The following is a 23,245-nucleotide window of genomic DNA, read 5'->3' on the forward strand; positions in this document are numbered from 1 at the left end:
ATAAAAAACCAGAGTAATCACTTTGGTTTTTCTTTTATATTAACAAACATATCCATCAAATTAATGATAAAAGACTTGTTAAGTTAACTGTATGTAAACAAAAAGTTGTAATTTTGCATTCACTTTATTTATGGGGTTGACTGGTTTCGACAGCAAGGTCAATGGGTAAGTAAGCATGCAGAGAACCGTAGCGCGATCTCTTTAATCCCTTGCTACAAAATTTTAACTGGCAACGAAGAGTTCGCTCTTGCAGCTTAATATCGAAGTTTAGTAGATTCAAGCGCTTTCCCGAAGATTTTAGTAAGGAAGCAAGATATTCCACAAATGCTCTGTTCTGCGGCGTTTGATCCTGGGATATAGGAATGCGGAAATAAGGTTGTAGAAACTTCGGCTACAACACGAAAACTTAGAAGATAAGCTGGAAGTTGGGTGTCTATCCTCTGCTTTCAGTCGAAAACCAATGGTAGAATAAGCATGTAGAAAGCTTATGTATTGCTTGTTTGGACGAGGGTTCGAATCCCTCCAACTCCACTAAATATAAACTCCTTGTAAACGTTGATTTACAAGGAGTTTTATTTTTTAGAAAAATATGTCCATTACTTAAATACTAAATCACAATTACTGAAACTTTTTCGCAAGCCATTTACGTACCGGAACATCATACCATCTCATATACACATAAGCCATGATAATAGAAATGGCTACAGTCAAAAGACCGAAAATCCAGGACTGAGAATCTGCCAAAGTATGTTTTCCATTCGCAACCCAGGCATAGTAAGTATACGCTAACGGAAAATGGGTAATATAAATAGGATATGAAATATCACCCAACCATTTACAGAATTGATTTGTTTTTTTATTTACAATTTTTCCTCCGGCGCCGAGTAAAATAATCACTGGAAATAAAATCATCAATACGAAACATTCATATAAAGCATTTTGCCAATGCCCATCACTGCCTCCCAATCGTGGAACAGCAAATATGGTAATGAGTAAAATACTTGTTGTAAAGAAAGCATTTTTCGTCAATTTTAATTGAATAGTTCTTGCTAAAAGTATCCCCATCAAAAAAGGGAAAGCCAACCTCGTAAAACCAATTCTCAATTGGTTAGCATCATCAATAGACCAGCCTCCAATCATATCACCATTCGAATTGGTGAATGCATAATACAATGTAAATCCTGCCGAAATTAAAACCAGAACTCCCAAGACCACTTTTGAAATTTTTCGCAAAATCAAAGCATAGAAAATATTAGCAATGTATTCATAAAATAATGACCATGCCGGGCCATTTAGCGGGTGCATTTCATTCCAACCTCTGATATCAAGTCCTTTTCCAACCGGAATTACCGTCATCCCTATAACCATGACCAATAATAACTTCCAAACAGGCGTCGTTGAAATTCCACTCCACCCTAAACCTTCTGTCTGTTGAAAATAAAACAAAGTAGTTCCCACCAGTGAACCAATAATAATCATGGGTTGCAATCTTATTAAACGTCTGACAAAAAAATCTTTCAATGTCATTTGCCCCCAACAGTTATCATAGGCATAACTGATTACATATCCTGATAGCATAAAGAAAAAATCGACTGCTAAATAACCATGATTAATAATCTGTTTCGTATGATCTCCATTGGAGAAGACCTCAAAAACATGAAAGAATACCACCATAATGGCAGCCACCCCACGCAATCCATCAAGAATTTCGTAATGAGGTTTAGAAGAAGAAATAGGCAAGGATGAATTCATATGTAGATTAAAAATTTTAAACAAAAATATAGGTTCATAGTTTAAAATACTTGTTCTATATTTTTTTATCATTGTCTTATATTTGCCAAACTGACATTCCTTCTATTAAAATGAAACAAAATTTAAAATATTATCCAAACATCAAAACAAAAAGCTTTCATTTTGATCATGTCCATATCCAATGGAATCAACAGGTTCCGCTTCATCAACAACAAACATGGGAGCTGTCATATATTATAACCGGAAGCGGCATCAGGGTTATTGGAGATGTTGTGGAAAATTTTTCAGAAGGTGAGATCATATTGATTCCTCCTAATATCTCTCATTGCTGGTCATTTGATAAATCTGTTCATGATAGTCACGGAAAAATTGAAAATATAACTATCGTTTTTGAAAATGAGTTTCTGAAAAACTGCATCCAAATTTTCCCAGAACTTTCTGTAGCTATTTCTGAACTTCAAAACAGTGAAAATGCAGTTTCTTTTACCGGAGAACCTTTACAAAAACTACAGATTTTACTGACTTCAATGATCAATCAGAATGGTATTGAACGAATTTCTTCCTTCATTAAAATATTGGAGCTGATTTCTTACGGCAAAGAAATGCGAATCGTAGGAAGACCTGTCATTGAAAGTAAAAAGGAAAAGAAACTACAGAAAATACATCTTTATATTCTAAGTAATTTCCAAAGTAACATTACCCTTGAAGAAGTCTCAAAATCAATGGGAATGCAAAAATCATCATTCTGTGTCTTCTTTAAAAGAATGACCGGTAAATCTTTTTTCACCTATTTAACTGAGTTTCGCATCGAATCGTCTTGTCAAATGCTAGTAAAGACCAGATTATCTGTAAAAGAAATCTGTATTGCTTCAGGTTTTAATGACATTCCATACTACAATCGGGTATTTAAAAAGATCAAAGGGACAAGCCCGGGTAATTATAGAAATAAACACCAATAGCTCAAAAAAATAGTATATCAACTCACAAGCATCACAAAAAAGAGTTAAAAATATGGTTCTAAGCATCAAATCCAGCTGTGAACATTTAAATACAGTTCTAAACCATCCTGCTCATCTTATGATTAATTTCATCTTCTGCTACACATACAAATTATAAATACCTGAAAACGAAAACACTAAATCCCATCCTGATAAAATACGGATAGTCTACCCACAAAAAAGACTAAAAAAATGTTTTATCGTAAAGAATTTTATATATTTGCAGCATCTAACAATTAAAAAAATAATTTACTATGTCAGACATTGCATCAAGAGTAAAAGCTATCATCGCTGATAAGCTTGACGTTGAAGAAACAGAAGTAACTCCTGAAGCTAGCTTCACTAACGATTTAGGAGCTGATTCACTGGATACAGTTGAACTTATCATGGAGTTTGAAAAAGAATTTAATATTCAAATCCCTGATGATCAAGCTGAAAAAATTACTACTGTAGGTCACGCTATCGCTTATATCGAAGAAGTAGTAAATAAATAATATTCTTCAACAAAAGGAAAATTTAAAAAATTTATGGAATTAAAAAGAGTAGTTGTAACCGGTTTTGGAGCAATAACACCGATTGGAAATAATGCGAAGGAATACTGGGAAAATCTTGTTAAAGGTGAGAGCGGTGCAGCTCCGATTACTCTTTTTGATGCCACAAATTTCAAGACAAAATTCGCTTGCGAAGTCAAGAATTTCGATCCATTGCAACATTTCGACAAGAAAGAAGCAAAGAAAATGGACCGAAATACTCAACTGGGGCTTGTAGCTGCAAGAGAAGCTGTAGAGCATTCCAGAATTATTGAAGATTCTGTTGATAAAAACAGAGTTGGGGTAATCTGGGGTTCCGGGATCGGAGGTTTAGAGACTTTTGAAACAGAAGTTTTAGGATGGGCAAATACGGATATTCCAAGATTCAACCCATTCTTTATTCCAAAAATGATCGCGGATATTACTCCTGGACATATCTCTATCGAGTATGGTTTCCACGGACCTAATTACACAACAGTATCTGCTTGTGCTTCTTCCGCAAATGCAATAATAGATTCTAAAATGCTTATCCAACTTGGAAAAGCAGACGTTATTGTATGTGGTGGTTCTGAAGCTGCTGTTACAGCAAGTGGTGTTGGCGGATTTAATGCTATGATGGCACTTTCTACAAGAAATGATGATCCAAAAACAGCTTCCAGACCTTTTGATAAAGACAGAGATGGCTTTGTATTAGGTGAAGGAGCGGGTTGTATCGTTCTTGAAGAATATGAGCATGCAGTAAAAAGGGGCGCAACAATTTATGCAGAATTAAAAGGTGGTGGTCTAAGTGCAGATGCACATCACATGACAGCACCTCATCCTGAAGGTTTAGGAGCTTATCTGGTAATGAAAAGTTGTTTAGAAGATGCAGGGTTAACTGCTGATGAAGTAGATCACATCAATATGCATGGTACATCTACTCCATTAGGAGACATTGCAGAATCTAATGCAATTTCAAAATTATTAGGCGAGCACGCTTACGACATTCAGATCAATTCTACAAAATCAATGACCGGACACCTTCTGGGTGCAGCTGGAGTTATTGAGGCTATTGCTGCTTTAGGAACTATTATTCATGGTACTGTTCCTCCTACTATTAATCATTTTACTGATGATGAAAATATTGACAGCAGACTTAATTTTACATTTAATGAAGCTGTGAAAAAAGATGTAAAAGTAGCCATGAGCAATACTTTTGGATTTGGCGGGCACAATGCTTGCGTTCTATTTATGAAAATCTAAATTTACTGAATGGAGTTACAGAAATACTTTTCTAAATTCCTTCTCAAACAAAGAAAAAGAAAATTAACGGAGAGAGATTATTTTCTCAGTACCGAGCTAAACAAGATGCTGGGTTCTGAGATACAAAATGTTGCTCTTTACCGTGAAGCTTTTTCTTTGAAAACTTCTTCTAAAAATCAAGACAGCAATTATGAAAGGCTTGAATTTTTGGGAGATTCTGTTTTGGGTACAATTATTTCTTGTCATTTGTTCCAGACATATCCTCAAGCTAACGAAGGATATTTAACACAAATGAAATCTAAGATTGTTAATAGGAAAAATCTTAATAAATTAGGGGAAGATTTAAAGCTTACGGATCTTTTAATAAAACAAAATTCTGTAGCTTTAGGTGAGAATATCTCTGGCAATTTATTTGAGGCATTAATTGGTGCTGTTTACTTAGACTTTCAATATGATACTTGTAAAAAGATCATTTTGGAACGACTTTTAACGCCCTCCGAAATCAACAAGCTCGAAAATAAAATTGTAAGTTACAAAGGTCTTCTCCTGGAATGGAGTCAGAAGAAAAAAGTAAATATAAAATATGAAACCTGTGAAGAAATTCAGGTGAACAAGTCGATTGTATTTCGATGCCATGTCTGGCTGGGAGATGACAGAATTGCTAACGCCACTGAAACTTCAAAAAAGAAAGCAGAAGAAAAAGCTGCACAACGGGCATTCTATATTTTAAACAAAAAAGAAAACATACTTGGAAATTCAAAAACTTTATGATTTAGACGATATAGAATTTGAAGATATTGCCATCGGATTGGTAAGATTAGCAAAGAATGTATTCGATCATGAGTTTTTTTTCAAAATAAATCAAATTAACGATCTTAAGTTTTCTAGAATAGATGATCTCATCTTTCATGGGTCTTATTATGATTATTATTTCTCAAGATTTGAGGCCTATCACAAGTTTACAAAGACTTACTTCACTTTCATTTCTAATAAATCCTGTGAAAGTAAACAGAAAAAAATACAAACCGAGCTCTTCTCAGAAGAAGAGAATATTAAATTTTTATTAAATAATCAGGTAGATGTAGAATATATTCTGCATAGTTCGGAACAATTTCCTGATTTTTCCGTAATTTTGCTCCCTGAAAATCTTGTGTTTCCAATTCAAGATTATACACTAAGTTCTGAAGAGGAACTTTATCAAATTATCCAGTATTATGAATAAGTATTTAAAGAAGACAAAAATTATCGCAACGCTTGGCCCTGCATCATCATCTAAAGAAGTCATGTTAGGACTTATGAAAGCAGGTGTAGACGTTTTTAGAATAAATTTTTCACATGCAGATTATGACTTAGTTCGAACCAATATTGAGATCATCAGAGAACTCAATAAGGAACATGGATATTCTGTAAGTATCTTAGGAGACTTACAAGGTCCTAAATTAAGAGTAGGAGTCGTAAAAGAGGGATCATATCTTAATCCTGGAGATATCTTGACATTCACGAATGAAAAGATTGAAGGTGATTCTACAAAAGTATACATGACTTACCAGCAATTTCCTCAGGATGTAAAAGCTGGTGAAAGAATCCTTATTGACGATGGCAAGCTTGTTCTGGAGGTTATTGAAACCAATGAAAAAGATACAGTAAAAGCCAAAACAATCCAAGGGGGACCACTAAGTTCTAAAAAAGGAGTAAACCTACCGAATACTAATGTTTCTCTTCCTGCTTTGACGGAAAAAGACATTCAGGATGCTAACTTCATGATGGATATGGAGGTAGACTGGATCGCTCTTTCATTCGTTCGCCATGCTCAGGATATTATCGATCTAAAGGAGCTTATTAAAAAGCACCCGAACGGTAAGTTCAAAACACCAATTATTGCTAAAATAGAAAAGCCTGAAGGCGTAAAAAATATTGACGAGATCTTACTAGAGTGCGACGGATTGATGGTTGCGCGTGGAGACCTTGGAGTGGAAGTTCCTATGGAAGAAGTTCCGGCAATCCAAAAGAACCTGGTTGAGAAAGCAAGATTCTATTCAAAACCTGTCATCATTGCTACTCAAATGATGGAAACTATGATCAATAGCTTAACTCCAACGAGAGCTGAAGTAAATGACGTAGCAAACTCTGTATTGGACGGTGCCGATGCGGTAATGCTTTCCGGAGAAACTTCTGTGGGAAGATATCCGATTCAGGTAGTTGAAAATATGGCAAAAATCGTTCAGAACATAGAAAAGACTAATTTCTACCAGCACAAGAACGAGCCTATTGAAAAAGACTACAACTGTATTGATGAGAGGTTTATTACCAACAGAGTATGTTTGGCAGCAGTGAGAATTGCTAAAACAACAAACGTTACTGCTATTGTTACTTTAACGCATTCTGGTTATACAGCTTTCCAGCTTGCAGCACACAGACCAAACTCTCACATCATCGTTTATAGTGGTAATAAGAGAGTAATTACTATGCTTAACCTTCTATGGGGTGTTCACGCTTATTATTATGACATGAACAAATCAACTGACGAAACAATTATTCAGGTTAATATGCTAACGCATAACTATGGATACATTGAAAGTGGAGATTTTGTAATTAATATCAATGCAACTCCATCTTATGAAGGAGGAAAAACGAATACGCTGAGATTGACGACAGTTTAATAAAGTGTAAAAGCGAAATCGCAAAACGGCGAAACAGCTTTTCAAATTGAAATACAAAAAAACTCCTGAAGATTTCAGGAGTTTTTTTATTTTCAGTATTAAAATCATTAATACATTTTACTTTTTACATTGTACAAAAAATCAATTCCCTACAATAGTCTTAGAGGTTACAAACTCTTTCAGGGCAATCAGAGAAAGTTCGGTTCCATATCCTGATGCTTTGCTCCCTCCAAAAGGAAAACGTGGATCAGAGCTCGTCATTCTATTGATGTTCACTGTTCCCGATTCCAGGTTTTCAATAAAGAATAATTGTCGGGCTTTATCTTTGGTCCAGACAGAATTTGAAAGTCCAAAGGGAATATCATTGGCGATCTCTAATGCTTCTTCATCATTTTTAGCAATCATAATCATACCCAGAGGTCCGAAAAGCTCTTCTTTTAAAACCGGATTCCCTTTCTGTACTCTAATTAATCCAGGTTTGAATTCATTGTCTGAAATTCTCTCCAACGGAATGATAATTTCTGCTCCATTTTCCAATGCTCTATTGAATTGAGCTTCCAACTCATCAGCTAAGTCGGCTCTTGCCATTCCGGCTAATTTAGTCTCTTTATCTAAAGGATCTCCAATTTCATATTTTTTATATTCTTCTATGAATTTAGGTAAAAAATCGCCTTCAATTTTTTCGTCAATGATAAATCTCTTTGCTGCAGTACAAGTTTGTCCACAGTTTTGAAGTCTGGACTTCACTCCTGCTTTTGCAGCTTCCTCCTGGTCCGCATCATCAAAAATGATAAAAGCATCACTTCCTCCCAATTCAAGTAAGGATTTTTTGATATTTAAACCAGCTATCGAAGCCACTTCTCCTCCTGCTTTTCCACTGCCTGTCAGGCTCACTCCTTTTACAACATCATGCTCAAGAATTTCTTTTACCACCTTATGTCCTACTTCTAAATTCTGGAAAACACCTTCCGGGAAACCTGCTTCCAAAAGAACATTTTCTATTGCATTTCCACTTCCAAAACAAATCGAGGCATGTTTCAACACGATCGTATTTCCCGCTAAAATGGCAGGAACAGCAAATCTCAATACTTGCCAAAAAGGAAAGTTCCAAGGCATAACGCCTAAAATTACCCCTTTCGGAACAAAATGAACTTCAGAATAAGCAAATTCAGATTCAACTTTTTCAGGTTTTAAAATATTCTCAGCATCTGCATAATAATTCATCATTAAAGCACACTTCTCCACCTCAGCTATTGATTCCGAGATCGGTTTGTTCATCTCAGTAGTGATGATTCTTCCAAATTTCTCTGAATTAGCCTTTAAAATTTCAGCAGCTTTTGCAATTAATTTTTGCCTTTCTTCAAAGGGCACTTTTTTCCATTCTGAAAAAGCCTTATCCGCAATAATAAGTTTATTTTCAATTGATTGTTCCATAATGTAATTTTTGTTTCAAATTCAAAATTTGAATTAGAATGCTTTTATTGATAAAGCATGGATGAAAGCAACAAACTTTGTTCCTTTAGGTTAAATAAAATAATGATTTTCTCTATTAAAAGAATATATTTTTTTGTTATACCATAAACCACTCATTGATCAGACTTGCAGCCAATCTCGCTGTTCTGTCCTGGATATCGTAAAGAGGATTAACTTCTGCCACATCTAGTGCAACAAGTTTTTCACTTTTTAAAATATGCCTATACAAATGCATAAAAGCAGCATCTGCAAAAATACCATTGTATGCTGAAGCAGAAACTCCCGGAGCTATAGATGCATTAAATACATCCATACAAATGGTAAGATAGACAACATCGACCTCATCTAAAAGATCAGTGATTCGTTGGTATATGGATGGAAGATTTTCAAAAAACAGTTCGTCTGCCAGAATATATTTCATTCCATATTGATGGGCTGTATCAAATAGCTTTAAGGTATTCGAATTCCTTTGTATCCCGATATGTAACGAATGGATATCACCTTCCTGAGCGATCTGCCAGAATCCAGTTCCGGAGCTTGCTCCTACTCCATCTTCCGGCTGTCGATTGTCGAAATGAGCATCAATATTAATAATCCCTATTTTCTGTTCAGGAAATGCTGTCTTTACCCCTAAGTAATGAGCATAAGTCAATTCATGTCCCCCACCAATGACAAGAGATTTTCCACCTTTCAGTAAAACTTTGGATACATTTTTAGCAAGAGCCTGTTGGGTCTTTTCAAGATGGGTATCATCACAGGTTATATTTCCAAAATCCAATAATGAAAAGTCAGGGAGAATAACCGGAAAATTAGACATATTTTTCCTGATCACATCCGGAGCATCTTTAGCCCCTAATCTTCCTTTATTCCTTTTTACTCCTTCTTCTACTGCGAAACCATGTAAAACGAAATCATTAGTAGAAATAACATCGTAATCATTTTCGATTTTTACTCTTTGAAAAATTCTGTGATAAAGGAGCTCATCTCCATCCCATCTTCCCTGCCAAATAGTTTGTGACATAATTCTTTCTCAGTTCAATTACAGTTTATAAACTCAATAATATTGTTTAAGTAGCATGACAATTTTTAGTCAGGTAAAACAACATGCAAATTTACATAATTTTATCTGTTGTTACTTTTTTATACCTTTCCCTGATTAGCATTACTGCTGATAAACATTTCATTCTTCTCTTCCGATATAATTTCTAAGAATCGTTCATAATGTTTAAGTACATCAGAGATCAATTCATTCTTTGTAAAATATTGTACATCATATCCTTCTCTTGCATCTCCAAAATATGATTTTGGATAATGGGTTGTATTATTTTCTAAATCGGGAAGATTCTCTTCATGAATAATGTATTCCGAAACCGTTTTTTCCTGATTCTTTATTCCATAAATAAAGTTGTTTACAACTCCATGATGAATTTCCATTTCAATTTTGGTTGGATTCTCGCTTTGATTAATCTTCACTTCAATTCCATTTTCTGCAAATTCTTTTTGTAACTCTGTAAAGCCTTCTTTTACCGTATTCTGGATAAACCCATCTACCGAAGAATTATCTTTAAATGAAACTATCCTTTTCAGACGTTCTTTCCAAAATTCTCCCGACCAGGGAATAGCAGAAGCAGAAAAATTTCTTTCATAATATTTCTGATCGATGATCAATGCTTTCATCAAGCTTACAATGAATAAAAGTACGATAATTGAAAATGGCAGCGCAGTGATTAATGTCATACTCTGAAGAGCTTTTAATCCCCCCACATTTAACAATAAAAGAGAAAGCACAGCTAATAATAATCCCCAGAATATCAATTGCCATTTGGGTGATGTTTTAGCATTTTTAGTTGCAATACTGTTCATCACAAATATTCCTGAATCTGCTGAAGTGACAAAAAATATAATGATAATGGCTATTACAAAAAAGCTGGTAAAAGTAGACAAGGGCATATACTCTAAAAACCGAAACATTAATGCATCAGGATTGGAAGCTAACTGACTTAGTTTTCCATCTGCTATATTAAGATCAAACCAAATTGCACTGTTTCCAAAGACTGACATCCAGATAAAATTAAATAGTGTAGGTAATATCAATACCGCAAGAATAAATTCTCTGATGGTTCTTCCTTTTGAAATTCTGGCGATAAATAGACCTACATATGGTGACCACGAAATCCACCATGCCCAATATAAGATTGTCCAATCATAAAACCAGGGCAGAGTTTTTTTCTCGTAGACATGCGTGTTAAATGTCAGATCAAAAAAATTGTTGACATAATTTCCCAATCCTTCGGTAAAGCTTCCTATCAAGAAAACAGTTGGACCTAATACCAATACAAACAGTAAAAGTGCAATCACACTAATTATATTGATATTACTCAAAATTTTCACTCCTTTATTTACCCCGCTAATTGCAGAAAAAACAGAAAGAGATACAAGACAAACGACTATGATGATCTGAGAGGTAAAATTATTTTCAGGAATAACCCCCAGAGTCTGTAACCCGGAATTAATCTGAACCACTCCAAATCCTAATGTAGTGGTAATTCCAAAAAAGGTACAGCAAAGAGCAAATACATCAATGACATTTCCCCATTTTCCATTGATCCTATCTTTAAGCAAAGGATAGAAACAGCTTCTCAAAGAAAGAGGCAATCTGTATCTGTAAGCAAAATAGGATAGTGAAAGACCTACGACTCCATAAATTGCCCAGGCATGGATTCCCCAGTGGAAAAAAGTATAGAGCTGCGCCTGCTTCGCCCTGTTGATATAATGATTGTCTGCAAAAACCTCTGACGAATAATGCTGCATAGGTTCTGCCACGCTGAAATAGATAAGACCAATCCCCATCCCTGCAGCAAATAGCATCGAAATCCAGGAAAAAAGTGAATATTCAGGTTTGCTATCATTAGAGCCTAGCTTAATATGAGCATATTTGCTAAACATCAGATAGACAAGAAAGATAACAAATAGGGTCACCGACCAGACATAGACCCAGTTAAGATTAACAAAAATAAATTCTTTAATACCATTTAAAATATTTTCAGTTGATTCTGGGTATACAGCAGAAAGAAAACAAGTCCCGATAATAAAAATTAAACTCGGAATTGTTACCCCTTTACTGAACGTTGATTGTGTACTTCGAAATTTCATCATATTTATTTTTCGTATTAATTATTGATAGATTATTCAGGCACAGCCGCAACAAAAGCATTCAAAAAAATAAGAAAAATAAGATGGTCTTTCTTTATCAATTACACTTACGAACTACAGAATCATTTTCCTACGGAAAATAATATTGGCATACTAAGGGAAACTTATAAATAAGATTCTAAACGAAAGGCAGGTGTATTACATTATACAGCCCACTTTTCCCCATTGATATAAACATTTTCGGCGGCTAAGCTTCCCTGATTATATAGTACATTTTGGAAATTATCAGTTTTAAAAGTTACAAAATCTGCTTTTAACCCATTTTGTAATCTTCCTCTATCTTCTAACCCAAGAGCATATGCTGAGCGGAAAGTCATCCCTGCTAAAACTTCTGCAGTCGTTAACTTTTGGTATGTTGCTAAAATAGAAGCCTGGGTAATTAAGTTACCCATCGGTGCGGAACCTGGGTTCCAGTCACTGGCTATTGCAAGAATAGCTCCTGCATCCAACAATTTCCGTGCCGGAGTGAACTTTTCCCCTAATCCTAAACTCGCTCCCGGTAATGCAGTTGCTACTGTATTGGAATTTGCAAGGAATTCAATATCCTCATCAATAGTCGCTTCCAAATGATCAGCAGACTGGGCACCAACCTCCACAGCAATTCTTGAACTTCCCGGAGTAAACTGATCTGCATGAACGGTTATTTCAAAACCTAATTCTTTAGTTTTTAATAAAAATTCTTTGCTCTCTTCAGGTTGAAATGCTGATTTTTCAATAAAGATATCTACTCTTTTTGCGAGATTTTCTCCTTTTACTTTTGGTAAAATCTCTGTAAGGATATAATTTAAATATTCTTCATTTCCTCCTTCAAAATCTCTTGGTTTTAGATGCGCAGAAAGACAGGTCGGAACCAAAGTAGCCTTTGTTAGCTCCTGAGCTTTCTTAATTATTCTCAGCATCTTTAGTTCATTTGCTACATCCAAGCCATATCCGCTTTTCACTTCAATGGTTACTATGCCTAAAGATATCAGGAAGTTGATACGTTCTACCAAAGTTTTGAGCAATTCTTCCTCAGATGCATTTCTTGTATGTTGCACAGAACTCCATATCCCTCCTCCACTTTCAGCAATCTCCAGATACGTTTTCCCTGCATTTCTCATAGCAAAATCATTAGCTCTGTTTCCACCAAAGCAAATGTGGGTATGGGAATCTACAAAAGCAGGAAGTACGATTTGCTCACCTTCAACTTCTTCGATCATGATATCCGGGTTTTCTGATCTTAACTCATTGAAGTTTCCCACTTTTTGGATTTTATCGTGATCGACAAGAATTCCTCCATCAAGGATTATTTCAAGTTGATCGTCAGATAATTTTCCTCTTAATGAAAGATTGGCAAGTGTAATGATTTGCTTAAATGGTCCTATTAATTTCATGAGTATATGATCAGAAAAAGTTGTGTTTAGAATTAAATTTTCATCCCAAAAGTACTTAAAAAATATCTTTTAACCTTCATTTTTTAGCATAACCTTTTCCCCAACCTAAGCCTAAAATTCCTATCTTTGAGGTAAATGAAATGAATTAATGCCTGATTTTTTACATCCAGATAAGGAAAATTTTTCTCATGAAGAGCTCATGCAGGAAGAACAAATTCGTCCCCAGAGTTTTAAAGATTTTGCGGGACAGAGAAAGACATTAGAAAATCTCGAAGTTTTTGTTACCGCTGCTAAAAAAAGAGGTGGTGCCCTTGACCACGTTCTTCTTCACGGCCCGCCAGGTCTGGGAAAAACAACTTTGGCCAATATTATAGCCAATGAACTGGGTGTAAACTGCAAAATAACATCAGGTCCTGTTTTGGATAAACCTGGAAGCTTAGCTGGCCTTTTAACCAATCTGGAGGAGAATGATGTTCTTTTCATTGATGAGATCCACCGTTTATCGCCAGTGGTAGAAGAATATCTGTATTCTGCAATGGAGGATTACAAAATAGATATTATGCTTGAAACAGGTCCTAATGCGAGAAGTGTTCAGATTGGGCTGAATCCATTTACACTGGTAGGTGCGACCACCAGAAGCGGGATGCTTACTAAACCAATGCTTGCAAGATTTGGTATTCAGAGCAGATTAGAATATTACACCATAGAACTTTTATCAATGATCATTATCAGAAGTTCAAGAGTTCTGGGAGTGAAGATTTATGAAGATGCAGCCATTGAAATTGCAAGAAGAAGCCGAGGAACACCACGAATTGCCAATGCGTTATTGCGTAGGGTTCGTGACTTTGCAGAAATAAAAGGGAATGGTGAAATTGAAATTAACATTACAAAATATGCTTTAAATTCCCTCAATGTGGATGAATTTGGTCTGGATGAAATGGATAATAAGATCATGCGTGTCATGATTGAAAATTTCAAGGGAAAACCTGTAGGAATTTCTGCATTAGCTACTTCGATTGCGGAAAACCCGGAAACATTAGAAGAGGTTTATGAACCTTTTCTGATCCAGGAAGGATTTATTATTCGTACTCCCAGAGGGAGGGAAGTAACAGAGAAGGCGTACAAACATTTACAAATTCCAATCCCAAAAAATCCGGGAGAACTCTTTTAAGTATAAGGTTTTGAGTTTGTTGTTTAAGTTTTTTTACTATAGTAAGTGGCTTTATGATTAAAATAAAGAGTAGTCAATTTTATGTTTATACCTAAATTATATAAAAGTGAAGATTATAATGTAATGCGCGAAATCATCAAAGAGAATGCTTTCGCTTTACTTATTTCTTCTGTAGATAAGATAAGAGCGACCCATTCTATGATGATGCTTAATGAAGACGATCCTGATCATATGTATATAGAAACACATATTTCAAGAGCCAATCCGCAAGCTAAAACGCTTAAAAACGGTGATGATGTGGTTTGTGACTTTTTAGGAGCTCACACTTATATTTCCAGTAGTTGGTATGATCATATTAATGTTTCAACATGGAATTATGAAGCAGTGCAGATCCATGGAAAAGTTGAGCTGATGGATCAGGATGAGCTTTATAAGCATTTGGATAAATTAACCACTAAATATGAAAAGTTTCAGCAATGCCCAATGTTAGTAAAGGACATGGGTCAGGAGTTTGTAGAAAAAGAAATGAAAGGAGCTTTTGGTATAAAAATAATTCCTACAGAAATATTTATCAAGCAAAAACTTTCCCAAAATAGAAAAGAAGGAGACTATCAGAATATCATCTCTCATCTTGAAAACTCTGATGATGACGGGAAAAAGATTGCTGAAAAAATGAAATCAATTAAAAAGTAAATACATTATAAAACATAATATTATATGAAGCTATATCCAATACAATGTGGAAAATTTAAGCTGGACGGCGGCGCTATGTTCGGAGTCGTCCCAAAGAGTCTGTGGGAAAAAACGAATCCTGCAGACGAAAGAAATCTGATAGAACTGGGAACAAGATCTCTACTTATAGAAGATGGTAAGAAACTAATTTTAGTGGATTGCGGTCTTGGAAATAAACAGGATGAGAAATTTTTCGGACATTACTCTCTTTGGGGAGATGATAATTTAGATAAAAACTTAAAAAAATATGGTTTTGTAAAGGAAGACATTACTGATGTCTTTTTGACGCATTTGCATTTTGACCATTGTGGTGGTGCTATTGAATGGAATGATGATAAAACAGGTTATCGACCAGCTTTTAAAAATGCTCATTTCTGGACTAACGAAAATCATTGGAAGTGGGCAACTGAACCCAACCCCAGAGAGAAGGCTAGTTTTTTAAAAGAAAATATTCTTCCTATACAGGAAAGCGGACAATTGAATTTTTTACCGCTTCCCACAACAGGAAATTACGGATTTGCTCCGGATTTGAAAATGGATGTTATATTCGTTGACGGGCATACTGAAAAGCAAATGCTTCCGGTAATCCAGTATCAGGAAAAAACAATCGTTTTTGCGGCAGACCTCATCCCTACAGCTGGACATATTAACCCGGTGTATGTAATGGGATACGATACAAGACCTTTATTAACAGTAGAGGAAAAAAGCAGGTTTCTTAAACAATGTGTTGACAATGAATATCTGTTATTCTTTGAGCATGATGCACATAATGAATTAGCGAGTCTTAAAATGACGGATAAAGGAGTAAGATTGGACGAGATTCATAGTTTTAATGATGTTTTTGGATATTAATTTAAAGTATGGAAGAATTATATTCAGAAACGAAAAAAGCCGAACCGGAACCAGCACCCAAGATCATTGGCCTGACCGGAGGAATAGGCTCAGGTAAAACTACGGTAGCTCACTTTATAGAAGAATGTGGATTTCCGGTTTATTATTCTGATGACAGAGCAAAAACAATTGTCAATGACAATGAAAACCTGAAAGAAAAAATTAAAGAACTTTTAGGAAATGAATCTTATGATGAGAACGGCTCTTATGATCGAAAATTTGTAGCAGAAAAAGTATTTAATAACAATGATCTACTGCAAAAGTTAAATGGTATTATACACCCAGCTGTTCGAATTGATTTTGAAGAATGGGTAAAAAGACAATCCAAATATTTAGTTTTCAAAGAGACAGCTTTGCTATTTGAATTAAAACTTAATTTACAATGCTATAAATCACTTCTGGTAACAGCACAGGACAACATCAGAATAAAAAGAGTGATGGATAGGGATAATAAAACCTATCGCGAGGTACAGACAATCATGGAAAGGCAAATGCCCGAAAAAGATAAAATAAAAGTTGCGGATTACATTATCTACAATGAAACCAATTTAGAAGATTTAAAGGAGCAAACAGAGCGAATTATCTTCGAAATAGAGTAAACAAAAACTCGCTGGAAATTTCCAGCGAGTTTTTTTTATGCAAAAAAAATAAGCTCCCATTTCTGAGAGCTCATTTTATTTAATAGTGATTATTTTATTATTCTTTGATAAATTTCTTTTGAGCTGTGCCCTTTACATCATCGATATCGATCACATATACTCCATTTATCAATTGGCTCACATCAATCTTGTTGTTCAAGATAATTCCTCCCGATACCAGCTGTCCGGCAGCATTGTAAAGTTTGTAATTAGCTCTCTTGCTAATATTCTTCACATATAACACTGAACTAACCGGGTTAGGATAGATAAGAATGTCTGTTTGATTAACAGGATTTGGTACTGTTTGTTTAGAGATTCTTACCGTGTAATCTTCAACTTCACCATTGGCAAAGCTTACACAATTCACTGGAATCGCATCTTTCTGCATTGCCACCCTCATCACAACATACTTATAATCTGTCATACTGACAAATGCATCAGCTGGCACACTGAATGTACCTTTGATAGGAGTTGTAGTGTTAGGCGATGAAACAAGAATTCTTTCACTAGGATCAAAAGTTCCACTTCTATTGAAATCGATCCATACTGCAATACCTTCATCGTTTGTTGTTCCTGTCCAAGATTTAGCAATGGAAATTTCATTACCTGTAGAACCTTGGATCAATTCAATAAACTTGGTAGGATCACCAGTAAAGTCTGAATAATTCTGAGCATTTGAATCATTAGACATTTGCGGTTTACCACTAGGTTTTACTGTAACATTGGAAATGTATTCACTTACTGAACTACCAGATGACATCTGACAATAAATTACTGTCGGAGTAGTAAAGAAGTATGGAGGTGTATAAGTACCTGGAGTACCACTACAAATGTTAGCAACCTGCATTTCATACTTCGTTAATTCTGTTAATCCTGTAAGGGTAATTGTATTCGTCGCTACAGAAACTGTTGTCCAACTTGGAATACCTACTTTTCTATATCTTATGATATAAGTAGCTCCCGGGAATGGATCCCAAACAACAACTGCTGTTGTAGGGGTCAGATTAGTTATCGTTAATCCCGGAGGTGGTAATTCACATGTTCTCTCCGTAGTAAACACTTTAGGGTTTGAATACGGATTGATCGTAGTTTCACCTACACATATATTAGCTACCTGAACTTCATAAGTAGTATAAGGAGATAATCCTGTTAACTGATATGAATTCCCTGGAGTTGTTGGTACTGTAATTGGAATCCAAGTAGTTGTCCCTACAACCCTGTATCTTAACACATATGTTGAACTAGGAGCGATAGGCGCCCAAGTTACCAATGCAGAGTTTGTTGTTACATTACTAATCGTCACAGTAGGAGGTGTAGGATCACATCTCGTAGAGAATGTCTTAATTGGCGTAAATGTTCCCGGTGTAGTTCCACAACTTGTAGCAACCTGTACCTCATATGTCGTTGCAGGAGTTAAACCTGTCAACTGAACCGGAGGGTTACCATTAAGAGTAGATGCGTTCACAGTGGTCCATGTAGTAGATCCTAAAGGTCTGTACTGCAAAATATAAGTAAAGCCATTCGTTACTCCTGTCCAGTTTACAATTGCTGATGTATGAGTAATTGTATTAATTGCCAGATTGGTTGGAACACCAGTGGCACATGGTCTCAATCTTACCGCATAATCTTCTACTTCACCATTTGTTGCCACCTGACACATTACAGGAGCACTGCTACGTTTCAATACGACTCTCATAGTCGTTGTCAAAGGTCCGTTATATGCTGTTGAAGGAACATTGAATGTAGCATTAACAGTACTTGTTGTATTTGGAGAAATAGCCATAATCTGCTCACTCGTCTCAAATACTCCGTTTCTATTAAAGTCTATCCATGCACTTACAGCATCACTGTTAGTAGCACCAGCCCATCCTTTAGTAACAGCAATTTTATTACCAGTAGAACCTATTTCCAGGTTAACAAGCGTAGCTGGTGTCGTGTAGCTGATATAGTTAGTCTGTACTGAAGTATTACTCATTGGTGCAATACCAGGGTTTACAGGAGTAATAGTTACATTAGAAATGTAATCATTAGTTCCGGTTCCTGTCATATTACAATAGCTAATAGCAGTAGTTGTAAATGGAACCGAAGCTGAGAATGCTCCTAAAACCCCACCACATCTTGTAGCTACCTGAACCTGATATCCGGTAAGTTCTGTAAGACCAGTAATTGTATAACTGTTTCCAGGTGCAGGTACAGGATCAATAGTATTCCAAGCCCCTGTAGCTCCTAATCTCCATCTTAATACATATGTAGCTCCGGTAGAAGCAAACCAAGAAACATTAGCAGTAGTTGCTGTGATATTGGATACCGTAATATTACTTGGAGGTGCAGTAGTACATGGCTGCATATCTATAAACTTAACAGCATAATCTTCGACTTCACCATTACTTGTGAAGTTTTGACATGCACTGTCAATGGTAAGATAATAAACAACGACACGCATTTTCACTTTGTTTGTTCCAATATATGCGTTAGCCGGAACAGAGAAAGTTGCCGTTACAGGAGTTGTACTAGAATAACCAAGATTCATTACTCTCTCTGTAGCATTATCAAAAATACCATCTCCATTATAATCTATCCAAACTGATGTAGCATAAGTACTGGATAAGATGGTTCTGCCAATAGAAATATTATTCCCTGTAGAACCACGCATAAATGTAATAAGCTTAGTAACATCATTGGAATAATCTGAGTAAGTAGTTGGTCCTGAGTTATTGCTCATTGCAATAGAGTTGGTAGGATTAACAGTTACGTTATTGATATAACCATCTCCTACAGTCGCAGTACCAGCATTACAATAATTAATTGCTAATGTTGTAAAATTCACTGATGCCGACCACGCACCCTGAGTACCACCACAAATAGTTGCTACCTGTACTTCATATGGAGTAGCTCCATTTAAATTAGGAATCGTATAGATATATCCAGGTGCAGGTACCGGATTTACTGTTACCCATGTAGCTGATGCTGTTGCTTTATATCTTAGTGCATAAGTAGCACCAGTAGCATTTAGCCAGGAAACAGTAGCTGTAGATGCTGTAACACTACTTACCATAATTGGTGCTGGTGCTGCCGTAGAACATGGCTGCAGGTCTACAATCCTTACAGCATAATCTTCGATTTCACCATTCGTAATGTTTACACATGGATCACTAATAGTAGATGAAGAGATAATAACTCTCATTCTAAGGGTAAGTGGTCCATTATAAGATGTATTCGGAACAGTAAATGTTGCAGTGATAGGAGTTGTGTTATTAGGAGTTGTATTTATTACTCTTTCACTTGCTTCAAATATTCCGTTTCTGTTAAAGTCGATCCAAGCACCAACTGCTAAAGAAGGAGGGAAAGAACTTGGTGTAAGCCAAGATTTATCAACTGAAATACCATTATTTACAGAGCCACGTACGAATGTTACTAATTTCGCAGGATCTGCAGAATAATTTGTATATGAGTTTGCTCCAGAGTCATTATTCATGACGTAAGAGTTCGTTGCAGTTATTTTAACATTTGAAATATAGCCATTCGTGCTATTCCCCGTAACGTTACAATAATTTACAGCTGGAGTACTAAACTGAACCGGAGCTGTAAAAGTTCCTGTCGTTCCAGAACAAATATAAGCTACACGAACTTCATACTGAGATGATTCAGTTAAACCAGTAATCGTATATGCATTTGTTGTCAAAGGAACAGGTGTCCAGGCAGTTGCTCCTACTGCTCTGTATTCTAATATATAAGTAGCTCCTATTGCAGGATCCCACATAACATATGCTGAAGTTGCAGTAATATTAGTTACGGTAAGATTTAATGGAGCATTACTTGTACATGGTATTGGCTGAATTAACTTCACTGCATAATCTTCCACTTCACCATCACCAAAATTTTGGCACATTACCGGAGAAGTGTTATATCGCATCGCCACTCTCATCCTTGTAGTTGAAGGACCGTTGTATGCTGTTGCAGGAACATTAAATGTAGCTGTTACAGGAGTAGTGGTACTGGAAGGAGAGTTCATAACTTGCTCCGAAGCATCGAAAATACCATTTCTGTCAAAATCAATCCAAACACCTACTGCTTCAGAATAAGTAAATCCTCCCGGATAAAATTTTGAAACTGAAACTGTATTACCTGTAGAACCGATCACAAGATTTACCAAAGTAGCCGGATTGGTACTGTAATCTGTATACGTACTTCCAGCTGAGTTATTACTCATCACTGCGGCTCCAACTGGAGTTACTGTAACGTTAGAAATATACTCACTCGCGAAGTTACTTGATTGCATCTGACAATAATTCAATCCAGGAGTTGTAAAGTTTACAGAAGGAGAGAAAGCTCCCTGTGTTCCTGAACATACATTAGCAACCTGAACTTCATACTGAATACCATCCGTTAAACCTGTTAACGTAACAGTATTTGTCGCAGCATTTACAGGAATCCAGGTCGTACTTCCTACAGGACGATATTGAACAACATATGTTGCTCCTGCAGAAGCTGCCCAGGAAACAGTTGCCTGTGTCTGAGTAATCGCTGAAACAACAACACCTGTCGGAGCTGCTCCGGTACATGCTGCTAAACTAGCTACGGTTGCATTACCAATAGCATAGAACACGTTACCTATAGAACTTACTCTAATCTTAACCGTAGAGCCTAATGTTAAAGCTCCGAAAGTTAAAGATTCAGTTCCGTCATTTGCAGTGGAAGGTGTCAAAACATTCCATGTAACACCATTATCTGTTGTATAGTCAATTTTCACATTGGCAACATTATAAGGAGCTGCTGTAGTATTAACTACATCCCAGGTAACAGTACTTGGTCCATTATTATAAGCTGTTGCTGTTGTTACTTTAAAAGGACCATCATTACCTACAGTAATCACCTGTTCTGCAAACTGTGTTTGCTGCTGATTAGCTATAGGACTGTTATCTCTCACTGTCACAGAAAACTTACTGTTTCTTGCCACAGTAGAAACTGATTCCCAGCCATTGTTAGAGTTATTAAGAACTCCAGCTAATACTGAAGATAATTTAGGAAAATATCTTATAGGACTTGTTGTAGGAGCAATAGATCTGAATGAAGCTCCTGTAGTTGTTAATCCTAAGTTATTTTTATTAATGGTTACTGTCGCATTATCTACTTCTTCCCAAGTATAAGTCATTGGGTCATTTTCAGGGTCGGTTGCAGATGCTGTTAATACAAAAGCAGTTCCCTTTGGAATATTATAGGTAGGTAAAGCAGAGATTACGGGTGGATTATTTGCTACCGGAGTCTCTACATCACAGGTTTTACTAATTAAATTAGCTTGTACCTGCTTGATACTCGCAATATGAAAATAATCATCAGAATGCGGCTGAACATCGGTATTAGCTCCTGTAATTCCCGCATATCCCATAATAGTAGATCCTGAACCTGGCTCCATATTAACACCAGTTCCTTCAAGACCATGAGAGAAGGTATGATTACCTCCTAACTGATGTCCCATTTCATGGGCAACATAATCAATATCAAAATTATCTCCTTGTGGAATTCCATCCGCTGGAGATGTGTATCCAGAACCTTTTCCTTTTGGAACTCCGGTAGTTGGATCCACGCAGACGCATCCTATACATCCTGCATTACCACCACCTCCTGAAGCACCAAATAAATGCCCAATATCATAATTGGCATTTCCCACATTAGCTGTTAATGTGTTTTGCAGTTCTAAATTCCAGGCACCACCAGCTCCAGCAGCTGCCGGAGAATAAGGATCGGTTGCAGCATTCGTATAAATTACACCAGGAAAATTCTGTAAATTTAAATGTAATGCAAAATCTTTTTCGAAAACGCCATTTACTCTGGTTAAAGTTGCATTGATAGCAGTAAGTGCTCCAGCAACTGTTCCACCATGAAACTGAGTATACTCACCTGTTACAGACATTACCAACCTCATTGTTCTGTACTTCTTATCCGAGGACTTTGCAAAATTGGTGGTTTGGTTTGTAAAGGCAGAGCCTTTTTCATAAAGTCGATTAATTTCTTGCTTAGATAAAAGGTTCTCATCCATAGAACATAAAAACCCTTCACTGCTTTTATCAGTTTTCGGATGCACACCGTAAACCGTCTTGTCTTTATTCACCGGTTCTATAAATTCAGCCTTCCCATTTTTGAAAATCATTGACTGAAAATCATTGGGTGCTAAACTAAATCTCAGGTACTTGCCCGGATCATCGATCCCGACTCCTACATAAGATCCAAGTTGATACTCGTCTGCCAATTCCTTTACAACAACCGGAAAGCTGTAAACGGCAAATCTTTCAATTTTCCCATCCATCGTAGGCAACGAAATAGTCACAGGCTTTGCATTCTTGCCTGTTTCTTGTGCGTTTGCCAATTGGGATTTTAATAAGGGAATGTCTAAAGAGTAATAGTTCTTAATTTCAGAACTTCCTCTGATTTTCTCTCCCCTGAACGATGTCGGACTCCATTGTGCACTGGTGACGACAAACAGACAGAGAAAGAAGAAAGAAGTAAAAATTTTCTTCATAAGCTTCTCAATATATTATATTAATTATACAAATCTAATCATTTTTTGTTATTAA

At 36.1% G+C, this 23,245-nt stretch carries 16 protein-coding genes and 1 other RNA gene; 11 read left to right on the top strand and 6 right to left on the bottom strand.

Translation table 11 applies throughout. The annotated features are described in order from the left end of the window. The first annotated feature begins 132 nt into the window (after window positions 1-132). Window positions 133-534: a transfer-messenger RNA gene (ssrA, locus tag JHL15_RS20295) on the top strand. 84 nt (window positions 535-618) lie between these two features. Here the strand turns inward: ssrA and JHL15_RS20300 are convergent. Next, window positions 619-1,752 carry an acyltransferase family protein gene (locus JHL15_RS20300; RefSeq protein WP_200248805.1) on the bottom strand — a complete coding sequence of 378 codons (1,134 nt, stop codon included), beginning with the start codon at window positions 1,750-1,752 and terminating at the stop codon, window positions 619-621. A gap of 110 nt (window positions 1,753-1,862) precedes the next feature. Between JHL15_RS20300 and JHL15_RS20305 the strand changes: the two genes are divergently transcribed. The 6 genes from JHL15_RS20305 to pyk all read left to right on the top strand — a co-directional run bounded on the left by JHL15_RS20305 (window position 1,863) and on the right by pyk (window position 7,182). Next, window positions 1,863-2,711, top strand: coding sequence for an AraC family transcriptional regulator (locus JHL15_RS20305; RefSeq protein ID WP_200248807.1), 849 nt, complete (start codon window positions 1,863-1,865; stop codon window positions 2,709-2,711). A 293-nt stretch (window positions 2,712-3,004) separates the two neighbouring features. Then, window positions 3,005-3,244: an acyl carrier protein gene (locus tag JHL15_RS20310; protein WP_002976354.1), complete on the top strand. Its 240-nt coding sequence runs from the start codon at window positions 3,005-3,007 to the stop codon at window positions 3,242-3,244. Window positions 3,245-3,277: 33 nt separating this feature from the next. Further along, on the top strand, window positions 3,278-4,522 hold the full coding sequence (fabF, locus tag JHL15_RS20315; RefSeq protein ID WP_200248811.1) for a beta-ketoacyl-ACP synthase II: 1,245 nt from the start codon (window positions 3,278-3,280) through the stop codon (window positions 4,520-4,522). Window positions 4,523-4,531: 9 nt separating this feature from the next. Further along, window positions 4,532-5,293: a ribonuclease III gene (gene rnc / locus JHL15_RS20320; RefSeq protein WP_200248815.1), complete on the top strand. Its 762-nt coding sequence runs from the start codon at window positions 4,532-4,534 to the stop codon at window positions 5,291-5,293. After that, complete coding sequence (locus JHL15_RS20325) at window positions 5,271-5,744, top strand: IPExxxVDY family protein (protein WP_200248818.1); 474 nt, start codon at window positions 5,271-5,273, stop codon at window positions 5,742-5,744. Before rnc ends, JHL15_RS20325 begins: the two co-directional genes overlap by 23 nt. Beyond that, on the top strand, window positions 5,737-7,182 hold the full coding sequence (pyk, locus tag JHL15_RS20330; RefSeq protein WP_200248820.1) for a pyruvate kinase: 1,446 nt from the start codon (window positions 5,737-5,739) through the stop codon (window positions 7,180-7,182). The genes JHL15_RS20325 and pyk overlap by 8 nt, the downstream gene beginning before the upstream one ends. A gap of 141 nt (window positions 7,183-7,323) precedes the next feature. Here the strand turns inward: pyk and JHL15_RS20335 are convergent, their stop codons facing one another. The 4 genes from JHL15_RS20335 to hutI form a co-directional block, all read right to left on the bottom strand. Continuing rightward, window positions 7,324-8,616: an aldehyde dehydrogenase family protein gene (locus tag JHL15_RS20335; RefSeq protein WP_200248821.1), complete on the bottom strand. Its 1,293-nt coding sequence runs from the start codon at window positions 8,614-8,616 to the stop codon at window positions 7,324-7,326. Window positions 8,617-8,752: 136 nt separating this feature from the next. Further along, window positions 8,753-9,676: a formimidoylglutamase gene (gene hutG, locus JHL15_RS20340; RefSeq protein WP_200248823.1), complete on the bottom strand. Its 924-nt coding sequence runs from the start codon at window positions 9,674-9,676 to the stop codon at window positions 8,753-8,755. A 119-nt stretch (window positions 9,677-9,795) separates the two neighbouring features. Next, a complete protein-coding gene (locus JHL15_RS20345) occupies window positions 9,796-11,811 on the bottom strand; it encodes a BCCT family transporter (protein ID WP_200248825.1) in 2,016 nt (671 codons plus the stop codon). 200 nt (window positions 11,812-12,011) lie between these two features. Beyond that, window positions 12,012-13,241 carry an imidazolonepropionase gene (hutI, locus tag JHL15_RS20350; RefSeq protein ID WP_200248827.1) on the bottom strand — a complete coding sequence of 410 codons (1,230 nt, stop codon included), beginning with the start codon at window positions 13,239-13,241 and terminating at the stop codon, window positions 12,012-12,014. Window positions 13,242-13,389: 148 nt separating this feature from the next. Between hutI and ruvB the strand changes: the two genes are divergently transcribed. From ruvB to coaE, 4 genes are all read left to right on the top strand, one after another. Next, window positions 13,390-14,412 carry a Holliday junction branch migration DNA helicase RuvB gene (ruvB, locus tag JHL15_RS20355; RefSeq protein ID WP_172280723.1) on the top strand — a complete coding sequence of 341 codons (1,023 nt, stop codon included), beginning with the start codon at window positions 13,390-13,392 and terminating at the stop codon, window positions 14,410-14,412. 81 nt (window positions 14,413-14,493) lie between these two features. Beyond that, on the top strand, window positions 14,494-15,105 hold the full coding sequence (locus JHL15_RS20360; RefSeq protein ID WP_200248830.1) for an FMN-binding negative transcriptional regulator: 612 nt from the start codon (window positions 14,494-14,496) through the stop codon (window positions 15,103-15,105). A gap of 24 nt (window positions 15,106-15,129) precedes the next feature. Next, window positions 15,130-15,996 carry an MBL fold metallo-hydrolase gene (locus JHL15_RS20365; protein WP_200248833.1) on the top strand — a complete coding sequence of 289 codons (867 nt, stop codon included), beginning with the start codon at window positions 15,130-15,132 and terminating at the stop codon, window positions 15,994-15,996. Between the two features lie 8 nt (window positions 15,997-16,004). Beyond that, on the top strand, window positions 16,005-16,634 hold the full coding sequence (gene coaE, locus JHL15_RS20370) for a dephospho-CoA kinase (protein WP_200248836.1): 630 nt from the start codon (window positions 16,005-16,007) through the stop codon (window positions 16,632-16,634). A 97-nt stretch (window positions 16,635-16,731) separates the two neighbouring features. Here coaE and JHL15_RS20375 read toward each other — a convergent pair whose 3' ends face one another. Continuing rightward, a complete protein-coding gene (locus JHL15_RS20375) occupies window positions 16,732-23,190 on the bottom strand; it encodes a GEVED domain-containing protein (RefSeq protein WP_200248839.1) in 6,459 nt (2,152 codons plus the stop codon). Between the last annotated feature and the right edge of the window lie 55 nt (window positions 23,191-23,245).

The organism is Chryseobacterium paridis (assembly GCF_016595215.1).
Taxonomy (GTDB): domain Bacteria; phylum Bacteroidota; class Bacteroidia; order Flavobacteriales; family Weeksellaceae; genus Chryseobacterium; species Chryseobacterium paridis.

Coding starts and splice junctions, on each gene's coding strand:
- JHL15_RS20300 (WP_200248805.1), bottom strand. CDS start 1,752: ATGAATTCATCCTTGCCTATTTCTTCTTCTAAACCTCATTACGAAATT.
- JHL15_RS20305 (WP_200248807.1), top strand. CDS start 1,863: ATGAAACAAAATTTAAAATATTATCCAAACATCAAAACAAAAAGCTTT.
- JHL15_RS20310 (WP_002976354.1), top strand. CDS start 3,005: ATGTCAGACATTGCATCAAGAGTAAAAGCTATCATCGCTGATAAGCTT.
- fabF (WP_200248811.1), top strand. CDS start 3,278: ATGGAATTAAAAAGAGTAGTTGTAACCGGTTTTGGAGCAATAACACCG.
- rnc (WP_200248815.1), top strand. CDS start 4,532: ATGGAGTTACAGAAATACTTTTCTAAATTCCTTCTCAAACAAAGAAAA.
- pyk (WP_200248820.1), top strand. CDS start 5,737: ATGAATAAGTATTTAAAGAAGACAAAAATTATCGCAACGCTTGGCCCT.
- JHL15_RS20335 (WP_200248821.1), bottom strand. CDS start 8,616: ATGGAACAATCAATTGAAAATAAACTTATTATTGCGGATAAGGCTTTT.
- hutG (WP_200248823.1), bottom strand. CDS start 9,676: ATGTCACAAACTATTTGGCAGGGAAGATGGGATGGAGATGAGCTCCTT.
- JHL15_RS20345 (WP_200248825.1), bottom strand. CDS start 11,811: ATGATGAAATTTCGAAGTACACAATCAACGTTCAGTAAAGGGGTAACA.
- hutI (WP_200248827.1), bottom strand. CDS start 13,241: ATGAAATTAATAGGACCATTTAAGCAAATCATTACACTTGCCAATCTT.
- ruvB (WP_172280723.1), top strand. CDS start 13,390: ATGCCTGATTTTTTACATCCAGATAAGGAAAATTTTTCTCATGAAGAG.
- JHL15_RS20360 (WP_200248830.1), top strand. CDS start 14,494: ATGTTTATACCTAAATTATATAAAAGTGAAGATTATAATGTAATGCGC.
- JHL15_RS20365 (WP_200248833.1), top strand. CDS start 15,130: ATGAAGCTATATCCAATACAATGTGGAAAATTTAAGCTGGACGGCGGC.
- coaE (WP_200248836.1), top strand. CDS start 16,005: ATGGAAGAATTATATTCAGAAACGAAAAAAGCCGAACCGGAACCAGCA.
- JHL15_RS20375 (WP_200248839.1), bottom strand. CDS start 23,190: ATGAAGAAAATTTTTACTTCTTTCTTCTTTCTCTGTCTGTTTGTCGTC.